This window comes from Candidatus Krumholzibacteriia bacterium (genome assembly GCA_029865265.1).
Taxonomy (GTDB): Bacteria; Krumholzibacteriota; Krumholzibacteriia; order WVZY01; family JAKEHA01; genus JAKEHA01.
On sequence record JAOUHG010000011.1, the window covers coordinates 25,531 to 49,916 of the forward strand.

A 24,386-nucleotide genomic window follows, 5' to 3' on the forward strand; every position below is an offset into this window, starting at 1 on the left:
GTCCCCCACCCCTTGAAGCCGGCAGTCGTCATGCGTCGCAGTACCTCACTCGCATTCCTCATCCTGCTGGCGGGCCTCGCACGCGACGCCCGCGCCCAGGGACCCGTGGCGGCGCCGGATACCGCGGTTGTGCAGAACGTCGTCCCGCGCCTGACGAACTTCGCCGCACTCGCCACCGTTCTGAATCTCGCGCGCGGAGCGGTACGCCTGGTCGCCGTGGTCTCTCCCTCCGCCCCGGGTGCCGAGGCGGGCATGGATGCGGTCGCGTCGTTGCTGCGGGACATCCCCAGCAAGCGGCTGCGCGCCTTCGTCATCATTTCGCAGACCGACAGCACCGACACGCGGGTGCGAGCGCTCAACCTCGCCGCGCGCCACATCGACCGGCGCATCGTCTACCTGTGGGACCCAGACGCCACCACCACCGCTGCGATTGCCGCCAGCGACGGCCTCACCGGGATGCCCGCTCGCGACGTCCTGCTGCTGTACGACACCGCCGCCACCTTCACCACCACCGTTCCAGCGCCAGTAGCGTGGGTTGCGCTGGATGATTCCGCCGGGCCCGTCGCGTCCGCCGCGCTTCGCGACACCGCCGACGAACTGGTGCGAGCGGTGGAACGAAAAGCCTCCGCGGCCGGTGGCGGCGAGTGAGGCGCAGAACGTAATCCCTTATCGCGTCTTGACTTGCCTGCGGCAAGGCGGTATCATTGAAGCCATCCGCCGGACCCGGAGCGACGTTTCCCCAGCGCTCCCCGTCCGGCCCAGGAGCCTGTCATGCCGCTTGGCCGCCCACTCACCTTCGCAATCATCCTGCTTTGCGCCGCAGGTGTGTCACCCGCCCGCGCCGAGTTCGGAGACATCACCCTGCAGGGCTTCCTGCCGCTCACCGGCACCACCCGCATCACCAACGTGTGGGGGTACTACGACGAGGCCACCGGCCGCGAGTACGCCCTGGTGGGCGACTGGTTCGGCGGCTTCTACATCGTTGACGCCACCGACCCCACCAACCCAATCCTGGTGGTCAAGGTGACCGGGGTGTCCGGCTTCGACCTCAAGGTGTGGGATCACTTCGTCTATTCGTGCGACGGCAACTCCGCCGGCAACGACACGCGCATCACCAGCCTGGCCAACCCCATCACGCCGGTGGTGCTGCCGGCGCTGCTGCCCTCCTGCCACACCATCTCGATTTCGACCCAGGGCGTGATGTACATGGAGTACGTGGGTGTGCGCATCTTCGATCTCAACGCCGACCCGCAGAATCCCGACTCGCTCTACTACATCGACAACCTGGGGCACGATTCCACCCCGCGCGGCAACCGGCTCTACGATTTCAACGCGGTCCAGATGAACATCTGGGACGTGAGCAACCCGTCGCAACCGGCGCTGATCGGCAGCGACGACGACCCCGGCGTGCTCTACTACCACAGCGGGGACGAATCGAAGAACCACAACTATCTGTACGTGTGCGACGAGTACGCGGTGACCCCGACCCCGGACATCGTGATCTACGATATCAACGATCCGTCACTGCCGGTGCGAATCGGCGGCATCAACGACCCCGCGTCGCGCGTGCACCAGTTGTATGTCGACGGCGACCTGATGTTCGTGGGCTACTACACCGCCGGATTCAAGGTCTTCGACATCGCCAACCCCGCGGCTCCGGTCCTGGCGGATGTTTACGACACGTCTCCGTATCAGACCGAGACGGGTCCGGATGTATACAACGGCGCCTACAACGCGTACCCCTACACGCACTCCGGCTCGGTTTATGTTGCGGATCATCCCTCGGGTCTGTTTATTTTTTCCGTCGATGGTCACACCGGCCAGGCAACCGGCGTTGACGGCGGTGGACCGGTGGTCGCGCGACTCGGTCAGAACTACCCCAACCCGTTCAACCCCGCGACGACGATAGAATACGAGACCCTGTCTCCCACGCGCGTGGTGTTGCGCGTGTACGACGTCTCGGGCGGTTGCGTGCGAACACTGGTGGACGCCAGACAGCCGGCCGGCGCGCACCGCGTCAGCTGGGACGGCCGGGACGACGCGGGTCGCGCGGTGGCGTCCGGCGTGTACTACAGCCGGCTGGAAGCCGGAACCACCCGCGACGCGAAGCGCATGGTCCTGCTCAAGTAACGAAAGGGAGCCAATGAAATTCGGCAAGCTCGTTCGCATCGCCCTCGGTGCGTTGTTCATCATGGCAGGCATGGGAGGTGCCGCGCGCGCGGCCAGGGGGGACATCACCCTGCTGGGGCAGTTGCTCCCGGCGGGCATGGACGAGATCTGCGACGTGTGGGGATACGTCGACCCCAACGGCGTCCACTACGCCATCATGGGCGACTGGGGAAACCACCTTGGCGGCGGCGTGTACATCATCAACGTGGAAGACCCGGCCAATCCGTTCCTGACCAAGGCAATCATCGGCAACCAGCGCTTCGGTTTCGACGTCAAGGTGTGGCAGCACTACGTGTACGCCTGCAACGGCGGCGGCTCCACCTCGACCAGCCGCGTGTACGACATCTCCGACATCCAGAACCCGGTTACTTCGCTGGTGTTTCCGTCGCACCACAACTTCTCGGTCCATCCCGACGGCTACCTGTACGCGGAGTCGCCGGGACTGTGGGCGTACGACATTGCAACCAACCCCATGGCGCCGATTCTCAAGTGGACCACAGACCTGAGCGACGGGCACGACTCGTACGCGGTGGGCGACATGCTCTACGATTTTCACGGCTACTCCGGCACGCGCTTCTATGACATCAGCAACCGCCTGAGCCCGGTACTGCTCGGCAGCATCACGGATCCGAACATCGTGTACCACCACAGCGGATGCCCCACGCCGGATGGCCGCTACCTCTACATCTGTGACGAGCTGGCCACCAACCCGCGGCCCGATGTGAGTATATGGGACATATCCAACCCGCAGTCTCCCGCGCGGATGAACTCGTTTGGCGACCCGACGTCGACCATTCACAATCTGTACATCGTGGACGACTTCGCGTTCGTGTCGCACTATTCGGCGGGGTTCCGCGTATACGACACCACCAATCCCATCAGCCCGGTGCTGCTGGATACCCACGATACATCGGGATTCACGGGCGAGAACTACGAAGGATGCTTCGGTGTGTACCCGTTCGCGGACAACGGTGTAGTCTACGCGTCGGACTTCGACAACGGACTGTTCCTGTTCTCGGTGGAAGGTTACGGCGGCCCCGCCACCGGTGTCGGCGGCGATACGCCGCGGCCCGCCGCCGCGCGCCTGCTGGGCAACTTCCCCAATCCGTTCAACCCGGCGACCACCATCCGCTACCAGCTCGATCAGCCGCTGAACGTCCGACTCGCCGTCTACGACGCACGCGGGCGGCTGGTGCGCGTGCTGGTCGACGGCCGCGAAGCGGCCGGCCAGCACGACACGGCCTGGAACGGCCGGGATGCATCCGGCGCGGGGGCCGCGTCGGGCGTATACTTCGCGCGCCTCGAGGTCAACAGACGGTCCGACACGCGGCGGATGGTGTTGCTCAAGTAGGCGCGCTGGCGTAGAGTTGCCGCATGCTGGCGCGCCGCCTGATACTGCCCGCCGTCGCCGCGGCCTGCGTGTGCGCGGCTGCTTCGGTCTGGTCCGCGGTGGACATCACCCTGGTGGGGCGGATGAACCTGCCCAACAGCGTGTTTCTCACCAATGTGATCATCTACGACGACCCGTTCTCGTCGCGGCTGTACGCGATCCTCGGCGACGACTACGAGAAGGTGTTCATCGTGGACGTCACCGACCCCACCGACATGCGCATCGCCGCACAGATCGGCGCCATCCCCGGTTTCGACGTGCGCACCTGGGATCATTACCTCTACACCTGCGACGGCAACCAGAGCGGGCTGGACAGCCGCATCATCGATATCGCCGACCCCGCCCATCCGGTGGTGCTGCCCAACGGGTTCCCCTCGTCGCACACCATCCAGATTTCCGCCACCGGCGTGATGTACACCGAGTTTCCGGGGCTGCGCATCTTCGACCTCGCCGACCCCACCGCGCCCGCCCTGCTCTACCAGACCGGCGGCGAGGGCCACGACTCCACCCCGCGCGGAAACCGCCTGTACGACTTTCACGGTTCCAACGGCACGGTGATCTGGGACGTAAGCGACCCCGCCGCGCCGGACACGCTGGGCGTCATCAACGACCCCCAGATCCGCTTCCACCACAGCGGCGACGTCACCGCGGACGAGCGCTACCTGTACCTCTGCGACGAACTGATCACCCACCCCGGAGCCGACATCAGCATCTGGGACATCGCCGATCCCGCCTTCCCGGTGCGCGTGGGACAGATTGCGGACGCGGACGCCACCGTGCACAACATCTACGTCGTCGGCGATCTTGCGTACGTGGCGTATTACTCCGCCGGATTGAAGGTGTTCGATCTCGCCGATCCCACGCGTCCCGTGCTGGCCGGCCAGTACGATACCTCGCGCCGCACCGGCGAAGGTTTCGTGGGTGCCATCGGCTGCTACGCGTACTCGCCGGACGGCAACATCTACGTGTGCGACATCGAGAACGGCCTGTTTGCGTTTTCGGTGACCGACGCGCCTGCGGCCGGCGTCCCCGGGGCGGCGGATTTCAGCCTGGCGCAGAACGCGCCCAACCCGTTCAATCCGGCGACCGTCATCCCCTTCGAGGTCACGCGCGGCGGGCACGTGCTGCTGGAGGTGTTCGACGTGGCCGGCCGCCGCGTGCGCACGCTGGTGGACGACGCGCTCCCCGCCGGCCTGCACCAGGCGGGCTGGGACGGCCGCGACGGCGCCGGGCGGGAGGTGGCTTCCGGGGTGTACTTCTACCGCATGCGCGCTTCGGGGCGGTCGGAGACACGGCGCATGCTGCTGCTCAAGTAGCCCGCATGCCGTGACCTCCGCACAAACACTCGATCTCATCCACTCGCTCATCGCGTCCATTCCGCGCGGGCGCGTGGCCACCTACGGCCAGATCGCCGCCCTGGCCGGGTTGCCGCGCCACGCGCGCCTGGTGGGACGCGCGTTGCGCGAAGTCTCCGACGACATGGACCTGCCCTGGCACCGCGTGGTCAATCACGCCGGTTCCATCAGCGAGCGCAATTCGCCATCCAGCGAACGCGACCAGCGCCGGCTGCTGGAGGCCGAGGGCGTGCAGTTTCGCGGCCAGCGGGTGGACATGAGCCGTTTTCAGTGGGATCCGTAGCCGTAGCGGTCGCGCTTGCACGCGCGTGCTCGCCGCTGCTATCCTGTGCGGCCATGATTGAAGTTCGCAACGTCTCCAAGACCTTTCGCCTCTCCCGCCAGCAACGCCGGGAGATGGGCAGCGCGTTCAAGGGCGACACCGTGGACGCGGTTTCCGACATTTCCTTCACCTGCAAGCCGGGGCGGATATTCTCGCTGCTCGGTCCCAACGGCGCCGGCAAGACCACCACGCTGCGCCTGATCGCCACCATGCTGCGCCCCACCGCGGGCACGATCCTGGTGGACAAGCACGACTGCGTGAAGGACCCCAAGTCGGTGCGCGCCGCGCTGGGCTTCCTGACCGGGTCCACGCAACTGTACGACCGCCTCACCCCGCGCGAGCTGGTGAAGTACGTCGCCGACCTGCACGACGTCCCGGGCAATGTGTTCACCCGGCGGCGGGATGAGATCTTCGCCACCCTCGACATGGGCTCCTACGCCGACCGGCGCATCAACAAGCTCTCCACCGGCATGAAACAGAAGGTGTCCATCGCGCGCACGCTCATCCACGACCCCGACGTGCTGGTGCTCGACGAGGCCACCGCGGGCCTCGACGTGATAGCGTCGCGATCCATCGTGAACCTGGTGCGGCAGGCGCGCGAGCGCGGCAAGACGGTGCTGTTCTCCACCCACCGCATGGGCGAGGTGGGCCAGCTCTCCGACGACCTCGCGCTGATTCACCGCGGCCGGCTGCTGTTCAACGGCACCTACGACGAGTTCGTCAAGGACATGAAGGCCCCGTCTCTCGAGGACGAGTTCATCCGCTGGGTCGAGGCGGGGGCATGAGAACCATCATCACGGTGTTTCGCAAGGAGATGGTGGACACGCTGCGCGACCGGCGCACGCTGGTCTTCATGGTGGTCATCCCGTTGCTGCTCTTCCCGGTTCTGTTCCGGGTGATGTTCTCGGTGGAGAAATCCCAGTCGGACAAGGCGCGTAACCGCGTGCTGAAGGTGGCGTGCGTGGACAACGGCGCGGCGGCGCGCTTCGTCGCCATGCTCGAAGCCCGCGACGACATCGAACTGGAGGACGGCCTGCCGCTCGACAGCCTGCTGGCGCTGGTGCGCAGCGACAGCCTGGACGGCGTCTTCGTGGTTGCGCCCGAGTTCGACGACGAGGTGGCGGAGCTGAAGCCGGGGCGCGTGGACTTCTACTACAAGTCCACCGACGACCGCACCATCGTGCGCAACCGGCTGCAGGAGACACTGGAGGAGTACGAGCGCGAGCTGCTGGATGATCGCTTCGAGCGGCTGGAGATGGACGCATCCATTGTGGACGCGGTGGAAATGAAGAGCCACAACGTGGCCAGCATGGAAGAGCGCGTGGGCAAGTCGGTGGGCGGGATGCTGCCGTACATGTTCATCATCTTCTGTTTCATGGGCGCGATGTATCCGGCCATCGATCTGGGCGCGGGGGAAAAGGAGCGCGGCACCATGGAGACGCTGCTCACCGCACCCGTGAACCGCTTCCACATCCTGCTGGGCAAGTTCGGCGTGGTGGTGGTGTCCGGCCTGGTTTCGGCGCTGGTGTCCATGGCGGGGCTCTACATCGGAGTCAAGCAGGCGCCGGAGATACCCCCCGAGTTCCTGGATCTCATCGTGAAAATCTTCGGCTGGCACACCATTGCGCTGCTCTTCAGCCTGCTGTTGCCGCTCACCATATTCTTCGCGGGCATCCTGCTGTCGGTGTCGCTGACCGCGCGTTCCTTCAAGGAGGCGCAGAGCCTGATCTCGCCCCTGAATATCGCCGTGATCCTGCCCGCCGCCATCGGTCTCATTCCGGGCATCACCATGAGCTACGGTACCGCGTTGATTCCGGTTCTCAATGTATCGCTCGCAACCAAGGAAATCCTGGCCGGCACCATCAAGGCGCCGCACCTGATCCTGGTGTATGCGTCGCTCACCCTGCTGGCGGTGGCGAGCCTGTACGGTTCGGCGTGGTGGTTCCGGCGCGAGTCGACCATCTTCCGTTCATGAACCCGGCGGGTTGCGGCGCCTGTGGCGGACGCAGCATGAACAGGCTTCCGGGGTGCGCGCCGTGCCACTGCTGCCAGGACTGGACCGTGAACGGGCGCGGCGGGAGACGGCCGGTGAAATGAGATCCCGCGATACAGGTGAGGTGGCTCTCGCCCGCCAGGCGATACCACATGCTGCCGCTCTCGATGTCGAAGAGGACGGACTGCGAATCGTAAACCCAGCCGGAGGCGCTGAGGGTGAGTGTGTCACCGTCGAGGACACGCACATACACGGCTGGATCGTTGTCCGTGAAGAGCGGACGCACCACCACCGCGAACGGCGTCCCGGCGAGCGTATCGTCGGCGACCTCGACGTCCAGCAGATCGGCGATTCGATAGGCGCGCGCCGGCGAGCCGTCCACACCGATCACGGCGAGGGTATCGTCCGGCGCCGGGTATCCGGAATCGGCCGGGGCGGCCATCATCGGGAGCACGAAGGGCGTGATCCTGGACGCCCCCAGCCCGAAGAGGAAGCGGCGGGGCTCGAAACCGTAGCGGACGACCGCCTGGGTGACGTCCCAGCCGCGCCCGTCCTGGTCGGTGATCACCACGCGTTCCACCCGCGTCTCCACCACGCTGGTGCCGGAGAATTCGCAACCCGCAAGCGCCGCGAGCACGACGCTCGCGGCAGCAGAACCGAGTGCCCGAAACGCGTACGATGAGCTCAACCGGGAAACCCCATAACATCAAGATAACCAAAAAGCTCCTCGCCTGGTACCGGCGTTCGCGCCGCGACCTGCCCTGGCGGCGGACCCGGGACGCCTATCACATCTGGGTTTCCGAGGTCATGCTGCAGCAGACCCAGGTGGCCACCGTGGTTCCCTTCTACGAGCGCTTCGTCGCGCGCTTCCCGGATGTCGCATCCCTGGCCCGCGCGCCGCTCGACGACGTGCTCAAGCAGTGGGAGGGGCTCGGTTACTACGCCCGCGCGCGCAACCTGCACGCGGCCGCGCGCGAGGTGGTGAATCGTTTCGGGGGTTCGGTGCCCGGCGACGCAGACGCCTTCCGCACACTGCCCGGTGTGGGCGAGTACATCGGCGCCGCGGTGCCCAGCATCGCCTTCGGCGTTCCCACCGTGGTGGTGGACGGCAACGTGAAGCGCGTCATCGCGCGGCTGTTTGCCACCGCGGAGTCGGTCGACCGCCCGGCGGGTGCGCGCGAGATCCGCCGCCGCGCGGACTCACTCCTCGACCACGCACACCCCGGCGACTTCAACCAGGCGCTTATGGAGCTGGGCGCCACGGTGTGCCGGCCCACGGGGCCGTCCTGCGGAGCGTGCCCGGTTGCCGGCGCGTGTGCGGCGCTGGCCGCCGGAACCCCGGAGGCGTTTCCGCGCCGCGACCCGAGGCGTGCGGTCCCCGTGCAGCGCATCGCGGTAGGCGTGGTACGGCGCAACGGCCGGGTCCTCATCACGCGGCGCGCCGAATCGGGTATGCTGGGCGGGCTGTGGGAATTCCCCGGCGGCAAGATCGGGCCGGACGAGTCCGCCGAGCAGGCGTGTCGCCGCGAGATTCGCGAAGAGGTCAATCTCGACGTGGAGGTGGGAGAACGCGTGGCGCGGGTGAAGCACGCCTACACCCACCTCAAGGTGGAGATCGACGTGTTCGAGTGCCGCTACGCCGGCGGCCGGGTGCGGCTGGACGGGCCCACCGACCACCGCTGGATCCTCCTCGAGGAAACCGCCCACTACGCCTTCCCCAGGGCGAACCACAAGTTCATCAAGACGTTGCGGGAGCGGGCGCTTGGCCCGGAACGCCGTGGCGGGCGACGGGCAGCGCCACGCCGCCGGCGCGATGGAATTTGACGCGGGTCACCCCGCTGCCTATTTTGGATCCTGAACTGGACCGGCACCCTGCCGGCGAAAGATTCTCACGCACGGAGGAAATGACCAAATGCACATCCGAAACTTCACCGGCGTGCTGGCGATGGCCGCACTGGTAGCGGCACCCGCCGCGCACGCCCAGGACATCTACACGCTCGATCCGGCGCACACGTCGGTTGGCTTCAAGGTTCGTCACATGATGGTGACCAACGTGAAGGGCTCGTTCGGCACCGTGTCCGGCACCATCAAGCTCGCGCCCAATGTCGAGAATTCGACGGTTGAGGTCAGCATCGAAGCGGCGAGCATCGACACCAACAACGAAAAGCGTGACGCGCACCTCAAGAGCGCCGACTTCCTGGACGTCGAGACCCATCCCATGCTGACGTTCAAGAGCAAGAAGATCACGAAGAAGGGCGAGCAGTGGGTCGCGCTCGGCGACCTCACCATCCGCGGCGTCACCAAGGAGGTCGAACTGCCCTTCACGCTGAGCGGTCCCGCCACCAACCCGTGGGGCCAGCAGGTGATCGGCATCGACGCCGCCTTCCAGATCAACCGCACCGACTACGGGGCCAACTGGAACAAGGCGCTGGAGGCCGGCGGCGTGCTGGTGGACGAGACCGTCTACATCGAGATCGGCGCCGAAGCGCAAAAGCAGTCGTCGTAGACGGGCGATCGCGGCGTACCCCGCAACGCGTTCATAGACAACGCGTTGCGGGGCCGCTTCCCGCTTGACCCCGCCCACCCCGTCCGATACACTCCCCCGACAAGTCCGGCCTCGGGCGCGCCGCAGCGCCGATTGTTGCGCCGGTCAAGGGATCCGACGCGTTCACATCGACGCCACGTCACACCTCTCGCGTCAATAACGCTCACGGAAACGGTTTGAATCACGGCCCGCGGTCCGCGCTGCGGAACGCTTGAGGGCTACACCTGTTCAAGGAGGCCGATTTCATGCTCGACACCTTGCTGCTCGTCATCCCCTGGCTGGGGGTGTTCGGGATGGCGATGGCCACGGTGAACTTCGTGGCGATGACCCGCCATTCCGCCGGCAACGAGACCATGCAGAAGATCGGGGGGCGCATCCACCTCGGGGCGATGACGTTCCTCAAGCGCGAGTACACCATCATCGCCGGCTTCATGGCGGTCGTGTTCATCGCGCTCACATTCGTCCTCGGTATCAAGACGGGCATCGCCTACCTGGGCGGCGCGCTGTGCTCGATGGCGGCGGGCTGGTACGGCATGGAGGCATCCACCCGTTGCGCGCCGCGCACGTGCTGGGGTGCGAAGGAGGGTGGCGCACCGGCGGCACTCGTCATCGCGTTCCTGGGCGGTTCGGTGATGGGCTTGACGGTGGCATCGCTGGGCTTGATCGGCCTGGGCGTGGCCTTCCTGCTGCTCAAGAGCGACCCGGCAAACATGCCCATCACCATCAATGGCTTCGCGATGGGCGCGTCCAGCATCGCACTCTTCGCGCGCGTTGGGGGCGGTATCTACACCAAGAGCGCCGACGTGGGCAGTGACCTGGTGGGCAAGGTCGAGGCGGGCATTCCCGAGGACGACCCGCGCAACCCCGGCGTGATTGCCGACAACGTGGGCGACAACGTGGGCGACACCGCCGGCATGGGCGCCGACCTGTTCGAGTCGTACGTGGGGTCGGTCATTGCCGCGCTGGCCATCGCATCGACCTTCACCGACCCGCTGCCGTACATGGTCGCACCCATCGCGCTGATTGCGGTGGGGCTGGTTTCGTCGGTCGTCGGCATCTGGTCGATGAATCTGTACAAGAAGATGAATCCGATGGCGGCGCTCAACTGGGCGACCTACACGACGGGTCTGATCTTCATCGTGGGCGCGTACGTGATCAACCGTTTCGTCACCGGCGATATCACCGTGTACTGGTCCGTCATCGTGGGGCTGATTTGCGGGCTGGTCATCGCCAAGGAGACGGAGTACTACACCGCCGGCAAGCCGGTCCTGGAGATCGCCAATTCCAGCGCGGAGGGTGGTGCCGCGACCAACATCATCACCGGCCTCGCCGTGGGCTTCAAGAGCACGGTGGCGCCGTTGCTCACCATCGCCCTCGCCATCTGGATCTCCTTCGAGATGAAGGGCCTGTACGGCATCGCCATCGCCGGCGTGGGCATGCTGTCCACCATCGGTATCGTGATGTCGACGGACTCATACGGCCCCATCGCTGACAACGCGGGTGGCATCGCCGAGATGAGTCACGCCGGGCCCGAGGTGCGCAAGGTGACCGACAAGCTCGACTCCATCGGCAACACCACCGCTGCCATCGGCAAGGGCTTTGCCATCGGTAGCGCCGCGCTCACCGCGCTGGCGCTGTTCTCCGCCTACCAGCACACGGTGGGGCTCGAGACCATCAACCTCACCAACGCGACCACGGTGATCGGGCTGTTGCTGGGCGCCATGGTGCCGTTCCTCATCGCCGCGCTCACCATGGAAGCGGTGGGCCGCGCGGCCAACAAGATGGTGATGGAGATCCGCCGCCAGTTCCGTGAAATCAAGGGCCTGCTGGAAGGCACCGCGGAACCGGACGTGGAGACGTGCATCACCATCGCCACCCGGAGCGCCCTCAAGGAGATGGTGGTGCCCGGCCTGCTGGCCGTGACCGCGCCGCTGATTGTCGGCTTCGGCCTCGGGGCGGAAGCACTGGGCGGTTTCCTCGCCGGTGCCACCGCGACCGGCGTGCTGCTGGCCATCTTCATGGCCAACTCGGGCGGCGCGTGGGACAACGCCAAGAAGCACATCGAAGAGGGCGCGCACGGGGGCAAGGGCTCCGACGCGCACAAGGCGGCCGTCGTCGGCGACACCGTGGGCGATCCCTTCAAGGACACCTCGGGACCGTCGATGAACATCCTGATCAAGCTCATGGCGGTGGTGGCGCTGGTATTCGCGCCGGTCATCGGCCGCGGGCTCTAGACCAGGCCGCATTGCTTTCCACGGCGCCGCGTCCCATCCGGGGCGCGGCGCCTTTTTTTGAGCCCGATTGCCCCCGGCGCGAATCGCCGCCGGGTGGTATATTTGCTGCATAGATTCTCTGCAAAGTCATGAACGCGTTCGTTTCGTCCATACTTTCGATCCTTGGCGAGTCCGCGCCCTACCTCATCCTCGGGTTCGCGCTGGCCGGCGTGTTGCACGTCGTGCTGGCGCGTTTCCCCGCCATCACCGCGCGCCTGACGCGCCCCGGGCGCCGCTCGGTGCTGTACGGGGCGCTCATTGGCGTTCCCATGCCGCTGTGTTCGTGCAGCGTGCTTCCCGCTGCCATGGCCCTGCGCCGCGACGGCGCCAGCAAGGGCGCCACGGCGTCGTTCCTGGTCTCCGTGCCGGAGACCGACGTGGTTTCCATCCTGTTGACGTACGCGCTCATCGGCCCGGTGATGGCCATCTATCGCCCCATCGCCGCCGTGTTCTCCGCGCTGGGGACGGGTCTCGCGGTCGATTCCCTGTTGGACCGCAAGACGCCCGCAGCACAAGCGCCGCCGGTGGCCGACTCCTGCCACTGCGGCAACGGCACGGCCTCGACGGTGCAATCGCCGGCGCGCGATCCGTGGTGGAAGCGCGCGTTGCACTACGGATTCGTCGAGATCTTCGATGACATGATCCTGCAACTGATGCTGGGCATTGCCCTCGCGGCACTCATCGGCATGTGGCTTCCGTCGATCGACGCGAGCTCGCTGGGCGGCGGCGTCTTCTGGCAGTACCTGGTGATGGCGGCCATCGGTATCCCCCTGTATGTGTGCGCCACCGCATCGACTCCGGTCGCGGCCGGTTTCATCGCCGGGGGCATCAGCCCCGGCGCCGCCATTGTGTTCCTGCTGGCGGGACCGGCGACCAACGCGGCCGGCCTGGTGGTGTTGCGCGCGGAATTCGGGCTGCGCTTTCTGGTGACATACCTCGTGTCCATCGTCGTAACCAGCGTCGCGCTGGGTGTGGCGTTCGACGCCCTGGTCGGCTCGTTGTCACTGCCGCCGTTCGACCCGTCGTTCCACATCCACGACGGCGTGTCGCTATGGAAGATGTTGACCGTGGCGGTGTTTCTGCTCATGGCGGCGGCCAGCCTCTACCGCAAACGCTCGCTGCAGCACGCGGCATCACGCCTCAAGCGCCTGACCGAGCGAATGGCGGACCGGTGAAGCGCCCGCTTGACACGCGCCATCGGGAGGTGCATGCTCCGCGCATGCATTCCAATTCGGCCCGTTTCGTCGCCGTCGTCCTCGCCGTCGCGTTTGTGGTGATGGGCATGGTGCACGCCACGCACGCGCACGCCGCGGACGAAGCGTCCGCCACGCACCCCGCGTGCACAACCTGTCAATTCCACGCACCCGCGGCCGGCCAAAGCGGCATCCATGGCACCGGTACCGGGCCCGGTCCCGGCACCCGCCTGCATGCACCTTCGCCCGACACCCGGGTCACCTCCACGCCGGCGCGCAAACACGCTTCGCGCGCGCCTCCCCGCCACCTCGCAATCTAGTTCTCCCGAACTTCTCTTCCGGACACAACGTCCACCCAGCGTGAGGAGGATCCGTCATGAAACATGGGCGGAACGCCGCGACATGGATCGCGGGGATACTGATCGCAACCGCGGGTACGGCCCGCAGCCAGACACTCACCAATCCGGACCTGAGCGCGATCGGCGACATGCGCGTGATCGCGCGCGCGTCAGAGGCAGCCGATTCGCTGGGCCGCGAGCAACTGGAGTTCGACTTCGCCGAGCTCGAGCTCGCCCTCAACGCGTACCTAAATCCCTTCATGCGCGCGGACGTCTTCCTCGGCATCCATGGGCTCGGCCCCGACATCGAAATCGAGGAGGCGTATCTCACCGTACTGCGCGGGCTGCCGCTCTCCCTGCAACTGAGCGCGGGGGCGTACCTGCTCGATTTCGGGCGCATCAACCCCCAGCACCCGCACCAGTGGGCGTGGATCGAACGTCCGCTCATGCAGCAGACCATGCTGGGCGAAGAGGGGCTGCGCGCCGTGGGGCTGCGCGCCACAACGCTGGTGGCTGTCGGGGAGACCGCGGTAACCATCTCGGCAAGCGCTTTCAACGGCGATGCTTTCCATGAGCACGAACATGAGGCGGACGGGGACACCCACGAGGGGGAAACGGTGAAGATCATGGGCTCGGGACGGCTTTCCGCGTTCCGCCAGATCGCCGATACCTGGTCACTGGAAGTGGCCGGCTCGTATCTGGGTGGCGTCTACGACGCAGGAGAGAACCTCGACCTGCGCATCGCCGATGCGGACGCCAAGCTGCACTGGCGACCCGATGCCTACCGTTCGCTGAATTGGATTGCCGAGTTCATGCACAGCAACCGGGAGGTCCCCGACGACAGCACCGGTGCCATTGCCACCGTGGAAGCAAACGGCATCTTCTCCTCCGCCGAGCTGCAATGGCGCCGCCGCTGGTCGGCGGGTGTCTACTACGACTGGTCCCAGAACGCCACCATCGCCGGCGTGGAGGCGACCGCCACGGGCGCCTTCCTCGCCTTCTCCCCCGCCGAGGAGACGGCACGCTTCAGTCTGGTGTACCGGCATCAGACATCGGACATGTACGCGTTCGCGGACAACAGCCTGACGCTGCAGTTCCTGTGGTCGCTCGGCCCGCACAAGCCACACACATTCTAATGAGGAGACATGCGATGAAGACAACGCTCGTTTCGCTGCTCATCCTCGTGCTGGGCGCTTCCAGCGCGTCCGCCGGGGTCAAAGTGGTCACATCGACCACCGATCTGGCATCGATCACCCGGCTCGTCGGTGGCGAACTGGTGGAAGTGACTTCGCTGGCCGCGGGCAACGCGGATCCACACTTCGTGGAGGTGCTGCCCAGCTACATGATCAAGGTGAAGAAGGCGAAGCTGTACCTGCGTGCCGGCCTGGACCTGGACCGCTGGGCGCTTCCCATCATCGACGGGTCGCGCAATGCGTCGTTGCTGGTGGTGGATTGTTCCGCCAGTATCGCGCCGGTCAACCGGCCCACCGGCAAGGTGGACGCGTCCATGGGCGACGTGCACCCGCAGGGCAATCCCCACTACTGGCTCGACCCCGACAACGGGCTGATCATCGCCGCAACCATCGCGGACGCGCTCGCCCGCGTGGATCCCGAGCACGCGGATGCCTACCAGGCCGGGCTGGAGCGATTCCGCACCGAGCTCGAAGTGCACCGGACGGCGTGGCTGCAGAAGGCAAAACCGCTCGAGCACATGGAGATCGTCACCTACCACGACACATGGCCATATTTCTGCAGGGCATTCGGGGTGGACGTGATCGGGTTCATCGAGCCGTGGCCGGGAATCGAACCCACGCCGTCCCACACCGCCTCGCTGATCGAGTTGATCAAGACGCGGGGTGTGAAGATCATTGGACTGGAACCATACAAGTCGCGCCGCACGCCCGAGGCCATCGAGCGCGCGACGGGAGCAGAGATCGTCGAGCTCCCGCCTTCGGTGGGCGGGGCGCCGGGCGCGGATGACTACTTCAGCCTCTTCGACGTCCTCATCGACCGCCTGCTGGAGGGAGCAGAATAGCCATGCTTGAACTGCTGGGCTTTCACTTTGTGCAGCTGGCCGTGTTGACGGTGCTGGTCCTGGCGGGAATCCACGCCTACCTGGGGTATCACGTGGTCAGCCGCGACGTGATCTTCGTGGACCTGTCTCTCGCGCAGGTCTCGGCGCTGGGCGCCACCATCGCCTTCTGCCTGGGGGTTCGCGATCCGGTGCCCGCCTATGTGATATCCCTGTTGTTCACGCTCGCCGGCGCGCTGCTGATATCCCTGTCGCGTACCCGCGACGACCGCGTTCCGCCCGAGGCCTTCATCGGCATCCTGTACGCGGCGGCGGGGTCTTTCCCGCTGCTGCTGCTCTCGCACCACGCGGAGGGGGCGGAGATGCTGCACCACATGATCGCGGGATCGCTGCTCACGGTGTCGCCGCACGAACTCATCAAGATCACCATTCTGTACGCGGTGATCGGAGCCTTCTTCTATCGCTTCCGCCACCGCTTCAATCTGATAAGTACCGATCGCGCGGCGGCGGCGGCGAAGGGATGGAACCTGGTGTGGTGGGACTTCCTGTTCTACGCGGCCTTCGCGGTGGTGGTGACGTCGTCGGTGGCGGTGGCGGGCGTGCTGCTGGTGTTCTCGCTGCTGGTCATCCCGCCGGTGTGCGCGCTGCTGGTGACCACCAGCACCGGCCGGCGCCTCGCGCTGGGCTGGGGGGTCGCGACGGCTGGATCTCTGATCGGGGTGATCGCGTCGGTTGCATGGGACCTCCCGGCAGGGCCCACCGTGATCACGGCGCTGGCGGGGTTGCTGGTGTTGACGGTGGCCGCGCGGCGGTTCGCGCGGCGTTGATCAAGCCTCGCGGGGGGGGAGGATGCCGTACTTGTTGATCTTGGCGTGCAACTGCTGGCGGCTCAGACCGAGCGCCTCGGCCGTGCGCGACACGTTGCCACCGTGCTCGGCCAGCGCCTGGCGGAGCAGGCTCTCTTCGTAGCGCTCCATCTGCGCTTTCAGGGTGCTGCTGTCGCGCGGCGGCGGCGCGGCGCCGGCAGCCCCCAGGAATCGTTCAATCGCCCCGGCCTGGATCACGTTGCGCTCGTCGCGGAAGTGCACGCCGAACTCGATGGCGCCCTTGAGTCCGCGCACGTTTCCCGCCCACGGGTTCGCCAGCAGGAGCGCGCGCGCACCCGCGGAGAGCAGCGGCTGGGGAATACCGGACTCGGCGGAACTGCGCGCCAGGAAGTACTCCGCCAGGGGAATGATGTCCTCGCGGCGTTCGCGCAAGGGCGGCAGGTGGATCTGCGCTCCGTTGAGACGGCTGAACAGATCGTCACGGAACGCCCTGGATTCCACCGCCGCGGAGAGGTCCCGGTGGGTGGCGGCGATGATGCGCACGTCGACCTTCCGGAACACGCTCTCGTCTCCAACCCGGGCCACCTCGCGGGTCTCCAGCACGCGCAGCAACTTGGGCTGCGTCGCCAGAGGCATGTCGCCGATTTCGTCCAGGAAGAGCGTCCCGCCGTCGGCCGCCTCGAACAGTCCCGGGCGATCCGCGACCGCGCCGGAGAACGCCCCCCTGACGTGGCCAAACAGGATGCTCTCGACCAGTTCGTGGGGCATGCCACTGCAGTTGACCGGGATGAAGGGACGGCCCGAGCGTGGACTCAGGCGGTGGATGGCCCGCGCGTACACTTCCTTGCCGGTCCCGGTCTCGCCGTGCATGAGGACGGTGATGTGTGACGGGGCGATCTTCTCCACCGTGGCGATGACCTCGTGCATGGCCTTGTTGCGTGTCGCCATGCCATCCCCGGTGAACTTCTGGGCCAACGGGGAATCGCGCTTCTGGTCGCGCCCCGTCCCCTTCTCCAGTTCACCGTGGTTGCGCGCGTTCTCGATGGCGAACGACGCCTGGGTCGCAAACGCACTCAACACCTGGTGGTTGTCGTCCAGCGGACGCGGGAGCATGTGCGTGCTGTCGGCGTAGATCACGCCGATCAGTTCGTCCCGGTAGACAAGCGGCAGGCACACCGCGGCCACCAGTCCGCCCGCCTGGATGCTGTCGCTGGTCTTGAAGTCGTCCAGCAGCCGCAGGTCGGAGACGGCAAAGGGCTCGTGGGTATCCGCAACCCGGTCCCTGACCGTGTGGCTGATCTCGGGCGTGTCGCTTTCCTCCCACTTCGCCATGTCCGCGTAGCGCCCGGTGAAGGTGGAGAAACCACCATCGGGTTCGCGCAGCATGAGGAACCCGCGTTCACACCCGGTCACCTTGATGATGCCATCGACGATCTTGTTGAGTATCCCCGTGAGATCGGAGGGGGAGGCGAGCAGGATGGCGATGTCGGCGATGATGGCGTACGAGGCGCTGGGGTCCGGCGCGGGGGCGTTCTCCGGCCCCGGCGTCCTGGTGGCGCGCCTGCGGCCCAGTTCCAGGAGCGGATCGGGCCCTCTTCCCCGGTTATTGCGGCGGTTGCTGGACATCGCTCGAGCAACGATAGTAGCACATCCCGCCCGGCGGGAATCAGAGGGTTGTGGCCGGGAAATTGGGTCCCGGACACCGTAATGCTTTGTTAGAAGAATAGTTGCGGGCGCATTCTGTGCCCCGGCAGCGTCTCACGGCCCAACCCGGCAACCCGCCGACAGATCACCGTGTGTCGGGGACAATTTCCCGGCCACATGCAAAGCAAAGAGCCCGCCGGGAGGCGGGCTCTTTTCGGCGTGGGTCTCCCCGGCTAGGGACGGTTCCCACGACGTATTCGCTTCGCACAGTTACCGCTGGGCCTCCCCTGCCGCAACATTGCAGTTGCGACCGGTTTGGGCTATAACATCAACACGTGGGTCATGCCCCCGTTGGGACAGTGACTAACGATTCCAGGTGCTGTTGCCCCAGGTGCTGTTGCCCCAGGTGCTGTTGCCCATGACACCCCAGATGCTCTTGCCGAAAATCGCGAGAACGCTGAGGATGAGGCCGAGATTCGAGAGGATCGTGTAACGCATTTTCTTACCTCCGTTGGACGTTACTGGTTGCGGGCCTTAGCTGCTTGTCCTTGCCCATCGTTTCAGCGTCGGCCTTTCGGTATCCTGTTAAGGCAACCGGCGTACCAACGGGGCACAAAGTTCCGCAAGAATCCTTAACATGTTTTATAACAACGAGTTATTCCATCGGGTTTCCCGTCACGGCGCGATGTTGCTCATGGTTCCCGCCCCCGAGTGTCAGGCATGCTTGACACGCCGGCGCCGCCCGGATGACCACCTCGCCTGCTATCTTGTTACGGAATAAACAGTTAGGAGTGTCAAATGAACTTTACAGTGGGGCGTCATGAAAGGTTGACGGCTGCCGGAAGGAGGGCCCGGCCGCTGGCACTTGCGGCCCTGCTGCTCGCCGGGCTCGCGGGAGGCGCGATGGCGAAGGATCTGTTTCCCTATTCCCCGGTGATCCGGACGCTGGACAACGGGCTGCGCGTGGTCATGGTGCCCTTCGACAGCCCCGGGATCGTCGCCTACTACACCATTGTGCGCGCCGGCTCGCGCAACGAGGTGGAGCCGGGCAAATCCGGTTTCGCCCATTTCTTCGAGCACATGATGTTCCGCGGCACCGCGCGCTTCTCGAACGTGCAGTACAACGCCCTGTTTCGCGACCTGGGCAGCGACGTCAACGCCTACACTTCCGACGACGTCACCGTGTATCACGCAATCTTCGGCAGCGACGGTCTCGAGTCGGTGATCGACGTGGAATCGGATCGTTTCATGAATCTCCAGTATCAGGAGTCGGACTTCAAGCAGGAGGCCAAGGCGGTGCTGGGCGAGTACAACAAGAACTACTCCGACCCCGAGAACAAGATGTACGAGCGCGTGCGCGAAACTGCGTTCACCACGCACACGTACCGCCACACCACCATGGGCTTCCTGGCCGACATCAAGGACATGCCCAACCAGTACGACTACAGCCTGCAGTTCTTCCACCGCTACTACACGCCGTCCAATTGTGTGGTGCTGGTGGTGGGTGACATCGACGTCGACAGGACATTCACCCTGATTGGGAAGTACTACGGTGCGTGGAAGGTTCCTCCGTACCGGCCGGATATCCCGGTGGAGCCGGAGCAGAAGGAGGCGCGTTCATCGCATATCGACTGGGACAATCCCACCCTCCCCTACGTCGCGGTGGCGTTCAAGGTCCCGGCGTTCGGCGCCGGGACGCGCGACAGCGCGGCCATCGACATCCTAGCCGAGTTGCTCTACGAGTCAACCAGCCCGCTCTACCAGGCGCTGGTAGTCGACGAACAGAAGGTGGACGAGCTCAGCGTCTATGTCCCCTCCCGCCGCGACCCGGGGCTCTTCCTGGTCTACGCGCGCGTGCTGGATCCGGCCAATCTCGACGAGGTGCGCGACCGGATATACCAGGCCGCCGAGGACGCGGCGAGCACCGCCGCCGATGGGGAGCGGCTGGACGCGGTCAAATCGAACATCCGCTACTCGTTCGCGATGTCGCTGGACACCGCACGTTCGGTGGCGCGTCACCTCACCTTCGTCATCGGGCTCACCGGCGACCCGGCGACGCTCAACGAACTGTACAACCGCTACGACGAGGTCACGCCGGAGGATCTGCAGCACACGGCGGCCGCCTATCTCACACGGTCGCGGAGCACCGTGGTTACGCTGACGGGAGGTTCCAATTGAGAACACCGATGTCGATCAACCTGGGTATCGCCACCCTGTTCCTGGCGGGCATGATGATCATGAGTCCAATTCGTTCCCACGCCGAACCGGCGCCCACTCCCGCCGTCACGCTCCCCATCCAGTCCTCACCGCTGGTGACGTTTCGCGTCCAGTTCCGCGCGGGAACCATCGATGACCCGGCGGGCAAGGAAGGCCTGACGCGGCTGACCGCGTCGCTGCTGACCGATGGCGGCACGAAATCGCATACCTACAACGAGATCGTGGAGATGCTCTACCCGATGGCCGCGTCTATTGATGTGACCGTCGACAAGGAGATCACCACATTCTACGGCACCACCCACATCGACAATCTGGATCGCTACTTCGAGCTGTTCAGCCAGATGCTGCTGGAGCCACGCTTCGATGCGCGCGACTTCGAACGCGTCAAGACCAGTCAGATCAACTACGTCGCCAAGACTCTGCGTGGCACCAACGACGAGGAGTTTGGCAAGCAGGCTCTGGGTGTGATGATGTACGAGGGCCATCCGTACGGCGCACCCAACGCCGGCACGGTTTCGTCGCTCGAATCGATTACACTCGATGACGTCAGGAGCCAGTGCTCGCGGGTATTCACGCGCGACAACGCGATCATCGGTCTGGCGGGCGGATACCCGGAGGACCTGCAGGACCGCATGGCGAAGGTCATTGCGAAGCTGCCCGCCGGGGCGCCGGCGCGTGTTCCGCTGGGCACGCCTCCCACCATCCAGAATGTCCAGGTCACGGCGGTGGAAAAGGACTGTCTGGCCACCGCCATCTCCATCGGCTTTCCCATCGACGTGACACGCGCCAGCGACGACTTCTACGCGCTGCTGATCGCGAACTCATACCTGGGCGAGCACCGCACCTTCAACGGGCGCCTGATGATGCGCATGCGCGAGATCCGCGGGCTGAACTACGGGGACTACTCCTACATCGAGCATTTCGTGCAGGACGGCGGCTCCACCTTCCCGCTCACCAATTTCGCGCGCAGCCAGCAGTACTTCTCCATCTGGATCCGCCCGGTGCAGACCCAGCACCGCCAGTTCGCACTGCGCCTGGCCATATTCGAGCTGGAGCGGCTGGTGCGCGACGGCATGACCCAGGAGGAGTTCGAGCGCACGCGCACATTCCTCAAGCACTACAGCAAGCTGTGGGCGCAGGACCAGAACCGCCGCCTGGGCTACCTGATGGACTCTCGCTTCTACGGGACGGAGGACTACATCGCCACCCTGCCCGCCCGGTTGGACCAGGTGACGCTGGAGCAGGTCAACGCCGCCATCCGCAGGCACCTCAACGCAAGCAACCTGTGCGTAGCGGTCATCACCAGCGGCGCGGATCAGTTCCTGCAGGACCTCATCACCAACAAACCGTCCCCGATGACGTACGAAGCGGAGGGCATCGCCGCGGACGTGATCGCGGAAGACGGCGTGGTGTCGGTCTACAAACTGAACATCAACCAGTCAGCGTCGAAGATCGTGGCGGCGGAGGAGATGTTCAAGTAGCCGCGCACCCCCCCGAACGCCGATTCTCCCCGGCCCCGAATGTTGACCGGGGGGCGGCCGGGTGTTATCGTCCGGTTATCGCGCCGGCGCGGGGACCGCGTGGTCGCCCCACGACCGCACCCCGCCGGAACACCCGCCCGCGATGAAAGCAATTGCCCAAACCGTGAGGACCGACGCATGCGCCTGCAAGGAATCATCCGCCGCCGCTTCATGCCATTGGCGCTCGCCGCGGTCTGCGCCGCGGCATTCGCCTCCTGCGAGGACAACCAGGCTCCGGAACCGGCGCCATCCCGGGTCGCGGTCGTTTCCGGGGACGACCAGTACTCCAGGAAGGGAACCGAGCTGGAGGCGCCGCTCGTACTCCGGGTGACGCTCGAGGACGGCGAACCCGGGGAGGGTGTGGTGGTGAACTTCCGGGTGGTCGAAGGCGGGGGCACCCTGTCGCGCCAGCAGGCCTCCTGCAACAGCAGCGGCAACGCCAGCGTGCGCTGGACGCTCGGCCCCGACACCGGCCCGCAGCGCGTCATCGCCTCGGTGGCGAGTAACAGCGCGTTGAGCGCGCAGTTCCAGGCGACATCGTCAGACTACTACTGCCCCGAAGAGGATCCGGCGTTCGCGCGCAAGTTCTCGCCGGCGGGCAACCTGCTCCAGTTCACGCGGCAATCCACCCTGAACCGCTCCGGCGGAACCAACCGCGTGGGGTTGGTACAGATCGCGCCGCAGTACCCCGACTCCCTGATTGGCAGTTCGCTGGTGGCCTTCGACGAGGGATCACTTCTCAACGTGGTTCGCGATTGCGCGTTCTCGGTCAACGGCGACTTCTACGTGGCGTGGACGCAGGGCTCCGGTGTGCAGGAGGTCATGAAGATCGAACCCGACGGCTCCTCATCCCACTTCGCCACCCTGGCCTCATACTTCGGCAGCGAGATCACGCTGCTCCCCGGGGGCGTGCTGGGGGGCTGCGACGAGTTCGGTCCTTTCACGGTGGGATGCCGCGACACGCTGACGCGCTATGAGGACGCCATGTACCTGGGCGAAGGAGCGGACGCCGCCAACAACGACGCGGTGGCGGTGGATCCGGTCAGCGGCGACCTGTACTTCATCACCCTCGCGGATCGCCGCCTCAACCGGCTGCCGCTGGACGGCTACACCCAGACCGGGCCCGTCGAAGACGTGGCAACGCTGGAGATCGACGAGGCATGGGGCGCCACCGGCATGGTGGTGGACGACAACGACGGATCCGTGTTCATCCTGGTGGAGTCGGCCAACACCAAGGGAATCGTGAAGGTCACATCGGGCGGCGTCAAGACGACGGCGGTGGACTTCTTTGCGCGGCGCGGCGCCGGGGTTCTGGCCGGAATTCAAAGCGACCTGGCCATCGATCAGGGCATCCGGCAGTTGTTCACCGTGGACACACTGAACAACGTCATCGTGCTGTACCAGATCGCAACCGATGCGCTGGGCACGCTGGCCCCCATGGGCGACCCGGGGTCGGTGTCCGACGGCTCGCAGGGCGAGCGTGTGGGACTCGCGGTGATGCCCTAGCTACTCCACCGTCACGGTTCCGTCACCGCGCACGATGGTGCCCGCCCGGTAGACCTCGAGCCCATCGGCGCGCTCGGGAACGTAGTCGGCGTCCTCCGCCGACACCACCACCAGCATGCCCGCACCCATGTTGAACACGCGGTGCATCTCCCCGGCCACCACGTCACCCTTCTCCGCCAGCCATGTAAACACCGGCGGCACCGGCCAGGCGCCCTTTTCCAGGCGCGCGGCACAGCCTTTGGGCAGAATGCGCGGCAGGTTTTCGAGCACGCCGCCACCGGTGATGTGCGCCAACCCCTTGATCTTGACCCGCGCCGCAATCTCGTTGACAGCAGTCAGGTAGGAGCGGTGAACGCGCAGAAACTCGTCGGCCACCGTGGTTCCCAGTTCGTCCACGCGCGCATCCACCGCCAGCCCCAGCGTTTCGAAGGCAACCCGGCGCGCGAGCGAGTAGCCGTTGGTATGCAGGCCGTTTGAGGGCAGCGCGAGGACCACGTCACCGGGCACGATGCCCGACCCGTCGATGATCGCATCGCGCTCCACTACCCCGACGATGGTTCCGGCCAGGTCGAAGTCGCCCTCCTGGTAGAGCCCGGGCATCTCCGCGGTCTCGCCGCCGATCAGCGCGCAGCCGTTCTCCGCGCACGCCTTTGCCAGTCCCGACACGACCGACGCGATCATGTCCGGCTCGATCTTTCCCGCCGCGACGTAGTCCAGAAAGAACAGCGGGCGCGCGCCCTGCACGAGGATGTCGTTGACACAGTGGTTCACGAGGTCCTGGCCCACGGTGTCGTAACGGCGTGCGGCGCGTGCCACCAGAAGCTTGGTACCGACGCCGTCCATGCTGCTCACCAGCACCGGCTCGCGCATGTCGGCGGGGACGCGAAACAGCCCGCCGAAGGATCCGATCTCGGAGAGGACCTCGCCCCCCCAGGTCTTCTTTACCAGGCGCGCAATGGCGCGCGTGGCCTCATTGGCCTTGTCGATGTCGACCCCGGAATCCCGGTATCGCATTTCGTCGTCACGCTCCTGATGGGCCGGGTGGATCGCGGTGCTCACCGC

General features: G+C 65.8%; 22 protein-coding genes. 18 read left to right on the forward strand and 4 right to left on the reverse strand.

Features of this window, described 5'->3' with window-relative positions; translation table 11 throughout:
- Nucleotides 1-30 precede the first annotated feature (30 nt).
- The 7 genes from OEX18_07105 (at nucleotide 31) to OEX18_07135 (ending at nucleotide 7,211) form a co-directional block, all read left to right on the forward strand.
- A complete protein-coding gene (locus OEX18_07105; protein MDH4337035.1) occupies nucleotides 31-648 on the forward strand; it encodes a hypothetical protein in 618 nt (205 codons plus the stop codon).
- Between the two features lie 123 nt (nucleotides 649-771).
- Nucleotides 772-2,130, forward strand: coding sequence for a choice-of-anchor B family protein (locus tag OEX18_07110; protein MDH4337036.1), 1,359 nt, complete (start codon nucleotides 772-774; stop codon nucleotides 2,128-2,130).
- A gap of 13 nt (nucleotides 2,131-2,143) precedes the next feature.
- Nucleotides 2,144-3,520: a T9SS type A sorting domain-containing protein gene (locus OEX18_07115; GenBank protein ID MDH4337037.1), complete on the forward strand. Its 1,377-nt coding sequence runs from the start codon at nucleotides 2,144-2,146 to the stop codon at nucleotides 3,518-3,520.
- Between the two features lie 23 nt (nucleotides 3,521-3,543).
- Nucleotides 3,544-4,875, forward strand: a complete 1,332-nt coding sequence (locus tag OEX18_07120) for a T9SS type A sorting domain-containing protein (GenBank protein MDH4337038.1) — start codon at nucleotides 3,544-3,546, stop codon at nucleotides 4,873-4,875.
- 10 nt (nucleotides 4,876-4,885) lie between these two features.
- Nucleotides 4,886-5,197, forward strand: coding sequence for an MGMT family protein (locus OEX18_07125; protein MDH4337039.1), 312 nt, complete (start codon nucleotides 4,886-4,888; stop codon nucleotides 5,195-5,197).
- A 53-nt stretch (nucleotides 5,198-5,250) separates the two neighbouring features.
- Entirely contained in the window at nucleotides 5,251-6,021 is a 771-nt protein-coding gene (locus OEX18_07130; protein ID MDH4337040.1) for an ATP-binding cassette domain-containing protein, read from the forward strand.
- Nucleotides 6,018-7,211, forward strand: a complete 1,194-nt coding sequence (locus OEX18_07135) for an ABC transporter permease subunit (GenBank protein MDH4337041.1) — start codon at nucleotides 6,018-6,020, stop codon at nucleotides 7,209-7,211. Before OEX18_07130 ends, OEX18_07135 begins: the two co-directional genes overlap by 4 nt.
- Here the strand turns inward: OEX18_07135 and OEX18_07140 are convergent.
- Nucleotides 7,135-7,917, reverse strand: a complete 783-nt coding sequence (locus OEX18_07140; GenBank protein MDH4337042.1) for a DUF3179 domain-containing protein — start codon at nucleotides 7,915-7,917, stop codon at nucleotides 7,135-7,137. The two genes, OEX18_07135 and OEX18_07140, sit on opposite strands and share 77 nt — an antisense overlap.
- Here OEX18_07140 and mutY point away from each other — a divergent pair.
- The 8 genes from mutY to OEX18_07180 all read left to right on the forward strand — a co-directional run bounded on the left by mutY (nucleotide 7,908) and on the right by OEX18_07180 (nucleotide 16,437).
- Entirely contained in the window at nucleotides 7,908-9,053 is a 1,146-nt protein-coding gene (gene mutY / locus OEX18_07145) for an A/G-specific adenine glycosylase (protein ID MDH4337043.1), read from the forward strand. The two genes, OEX18_07140 and mutY, sit on opposite strands and share 10 nt — an antisense overlap.
- Before the next feature lie 88 nt (nucleotides 9,054-9,141).
- Complete coding sequence (locus OEX18_07150; GenBank protein ID MDH4337044.1) at nucleotides 9,142-9,735, forward strand: YceI family protein; 594 nt, start codon at nucleotides 9,142-9,144, stop codon at nucleotides 9,733-9,735.
- 284 nt (nucleotides 9,736-10,019) lie between these two features.
- The gene (locus tag OEX18_07155; GenBank protein MDH4337045.1) at nucleotides 10,020-12,008 is read left to right on the forward strand and encodes a sodium-translocating pyrophosphatase; all 1,989 of its coding nucleotides are present in this window, start codon (nucleotides 10,020-10,022) and stop codon (nucleotides 12,006-12,008) included.
- Nucleotides 12,009-12,136: 128 nt separating this feature from the next.
- Complete coding sequence (locus OEX18_07160) at nucleotides 12,137-13,222, forward strand: SO_0444 family Cu/Zn efflux transporter (protein ID MDH4337046.1); 1,086 nt, start codon at nucleotides 12,137-12,139, stop codon at nucleotides 13,220-13,222.
- A gap of 44 nt (nucleotides 13,223-13,266) precedes the next feature.
- Nucleotides 13,267-13,560 (forward strand): hypothetical protein, encoded by a 294-nt coding sequence (locus OEX18_07165; GenBank protein ID MDH4337047.1) that lies wholly within the window; start codon nucleotides 13,267-13,269, stop codon nucleotides 13,558-13,560.
- A gap of 56 nt (nucleotides 13,561-13,616) precedes the next feature.
- Nucleotides 13,617-14,714, forward strand: a complete 1,098-nt coding sequence (locus tag OEX18_07170; GenBank protein MDH4337048.1) for a hypothetical protein — start codon at nucleotides 13,617-13,619, stop codon at nucleotides 14,712-14,714.
- Between the two features lie 14 nt (nucleotides 14,715-14,728).
- Entirely contained in the window at nucleotides 14,729-15,613 is an 885-nt protein-coding gene (locus OEX18_07175) for a metal ABC transporter substrate-binding protein (protein MDH4337049.1), read from the forward strand.
- A gap of 2 nt (nucleotides 15,614-15,615) precedes the next feature.
- A complete protein-coding gene (locus OEX18_07180; protein ID MDH4337050.1) occupies nucleotides 15,616-16,437 on the forward strand; it encodes a metal ABC transporter permease in 822 nt (273 codons plus the stop codon).
- On the opposite strand, the gene OEX18_07185 is transcribed toward OEX18_07180, so the two are convergent.
- Together OEX18_07185 and OEX18_07190 are read right to left on the reverse strand one after the other, a co-directional pair.
- Entirely contained in the window at nucleotides 16,438-18,063 is a 1,626-nt protein-coding gene (locus tag OEX18_07185; protein MDH4337051.1) for a sigma 54-interacting transcriptional regulator, read from the reverse strand.
- 381 nt (nucleotides 18,064-18,444) lie between these two features.
- Nucleotides 18,445-18,579, reverse strand: coding sequence for a hypothetical protein (locus OEX18_07190; protein MDH4337052.1), 135 nt, complete (start codon nucleotides 18,577-18,579; stop codon nucleotides 18,445-18,447).
- A 300-nt stretch (nucleotides 18,580-18,879) separates the two neighbouring features.
- Between OEX18_07190 and OEX18_07195 the strand changes: the two genes are divergently transcribed.
- The 3 genes from OEX18_07195 (at nucleotide 18,880) to OEX18_07205 (ending at nucleotide 23,324) form a co-directional block, all read left to right on the forward strand.
- A complete protein-coding gene (locus OEX18_07195; protein ID MDH4337053.1) occupies nucleotides 18,880-20,259 on the forward strand; it encodes an insulinase family protein in 1,380 nt (459 codons plus the stop codon).
- Nucleotides 20,256-21,779, forward strand: a complete 1,524-nt coding sequence (locus tag OEX18_07200) for an insulinase family protein (GenBank protein MDH4337054.1) — start codon at nucleotides 20,256-20,258, stop codon at nucleotides 21,777-21,779. The genes OEX18_07195 and OEX18_07200 overlap by 4 nt, the downstream gene beginning before the upstream one ends.
- A gap of 177 nt (nucleotides 21,780-21,956) precedes the next feature.
- On the forward strand, nucleotides 21,957-23,324 hold the full coding sequence (locus OEX18_07205) for a hypothetical protein (protein ID MDH4337055.1): 1,368 nt from the start codon (nucleotides 21,957-21,959) through the stop codon (nucleotides 23,322-23,324).
- On the opposite strand, the gene purM is transcribed toward OEX18_07205, so the two are convergent.
- Nucleotides 23,325-24,383 carry a phosphoribosylformylglycinamidine cyclo-ligase gene (gene purM / locus OEX18_07210; GenBank protein ID MDH4337056.1) on the reverse strand — a complete coding sequence of 353 codons (1,059 nt, stop codon included), beginning with the start codon at nucleotides 24,381-24,383 and terminating at the stop codon, nucleotides 23,325-23,327.
- Nucleotides 24,384-24,386: the final 3 nt, after the last annotated feature.

Bases quoted from the DNA above. Each gene is read 5' to 3' on its own strand.
- OEX18_07155 (MDH4337045.1), top strand. From the start codon at position 10,020: ATGCTCGACACCTTGCTGCTCGTCATCCCCTGGCTGGGGGTGTTCGGG.
- OEX18_07160 (MDH4337046.1), top strand. From the start codon at position 12,137: ATGAACGCGTTCGTTTCGTCCATACTTTCGATCCTTGGCGAGTCCGCG.
- OEX18_07195 (MDH4337053.1), top strand. From the start codon at position 18,880: ATGAACTTTACAGTGGGGCGTCATGAAAGGTTGACGGCTGCCGGAAGG.
- OEX18_07115 (MDH4337037.1), top strand. From the start codon at position 2,144: ATGAAATTCGGCAAGCTCGTTCGCATCGCCCTCGGTGCGTTGTTCATC.
- OEX18_07190 (MDH4337052.1), bottom strand. From the start codon at position 18,579: ATGCGTTACACGATCCTCTCGAATCTCGGCCTCATCCTCAGCGTTCTC.
- OEX18_07150 (MDH4337044.1), top strand. From the start codon at position 9,142: ATGCACATCCGAAACTTCACCGGCGTGCTGGCGATGGCCGCACTGGTA.
- OEX18_07110 (MDH4337036.1), top strand. From the start codon at position 772: ATGCCGCTTGGCCGCCCACTCACCTTCGCAATCATCCTGCTTTGCGCC.
- OEX18_07135 (MDH4337041.1), top strand. From the start codon at position 6,018: ATGAGAACCATCATCACGGTGTTTCGCAAGGAGATGGTGGACACGCTG.
- OEX18_07170 (MDH4337048.1), top strand. From the start codon at position 13,617: ATGAAACATGGGCGGAACGCCGCGACATGGATCGCGGGGATACTGATC.
- OEX18_07205 (MDH4337055.1), top strand. From the start codon at position 21,957: ATGCGCCTGCAAGGAATCATCCGCCGCCGCTTCATGCCATTGGCGCTC.
- OEX18_07175 (MDH4337049.1), top strand. From the start codon at position 14,729: ATGAAGACAACGCTCGTTTCGCTGCTCATCCTCGTGCTGGGCGCTTCC.
- OEX18_07185 (MDH4337051.1), bottom strand. From the start codon at position 18,063: ATGTCCAGCAACCGCCGCAATAACCGGGGAAGAGGGCCCGATCCGCTC.
- mutY (MDH4337043.1), top strand. From the start codon at position 7,908: ATGAGCTCAACCGGGAAACCCCATAACATCAAGATAACCAAAAAGCTC.
- OEX18_07165 (MDH4337047.1), top strand. From the start codon at position 13,267: ATGCATTCCAATTCGGCCCGTTTCGTCGCCGTCGTCCTCGCCGTCGCG.
- OEX18_07105 (MDH4337035.1), top strand. From the start codon at position 31: ATGCGTCGCAGTACCTCACTCGCATTCCTCATCCTGCTGGCGGGCCTC.
- OEX18_07180 (MDH4337050.1), top strand. From the start codon at position 15,616: ATGCTTGAACTGCTGGGCTTTCACTTTGTGCAGCTGGCCGTGTTGACG.
- OEX18_07130 (MDH4337040.1), top strand. From the start codon at position 5,251: ATGATTGAAGTTCGCAACGTCTCCAAGACCTTTCGCCTCTCCCGCCAG.
- OEX18_07120 (MDH4337038.1), top strand. From the start codon at position 3,544: ATGCTGGCGCGCCGCCTGATACTGCCCGCCGTCGCCGCGGCCTGCGTG.